Below are 257 nucleotides of genomic sequence, written 5' to 3'. Positions count from 1 at the left end.
GTGTTCGACGGCTCGCGGCTCAGAAACGTAGAAGCCGCTGAATTCTCTCGGGCTGACCGGTTGGCGCCGATCTCCCAATGGTGGTTCGTTCGACACCAGTAAATGCTTGCCGTCCCATGCGATCTCGAAAATGGATCGCACGTCGTTCAATAGGAAGTGAACCGTCAGTGCATGGTCGCGTGAAAGTTTGTCGAGAGCGGCCAACGTCGGATCATTTTCTCCAAGTCGATCCGAAATGTATATCGTAATTTGTACGC

General features: G+C 52.9%; 1 protein-coding gene. It reads right to left on the bottom strand.

Annotation, left to right across the window (positions count from 1 at the left end):
* On the bottom strand, nucleotides 1-204 hold a 204-nt coding region (locus NCS00_RS33255), incomplete at its 3' end, for a hypothetical protein (RefSeq protein WP_250442280.1).
* Between the last annotated feature and the right edge of the window lie 53 nt (nucleotides 205-257).

Origin of the sequence: Caballeronia sp. AZ1_KS37 (assembly GCF_023631165.1) — a bacterium.
GTDB lineage: Bacteria > Pseudomonadota > Gammaproteobacteria > Burkholderiales > Burkholderiaceae > Caballeronia > Caballeronia zhejiangensis.
This window is presented reverse-complemented; position numbering and strand designations above follow the sequence as displayed.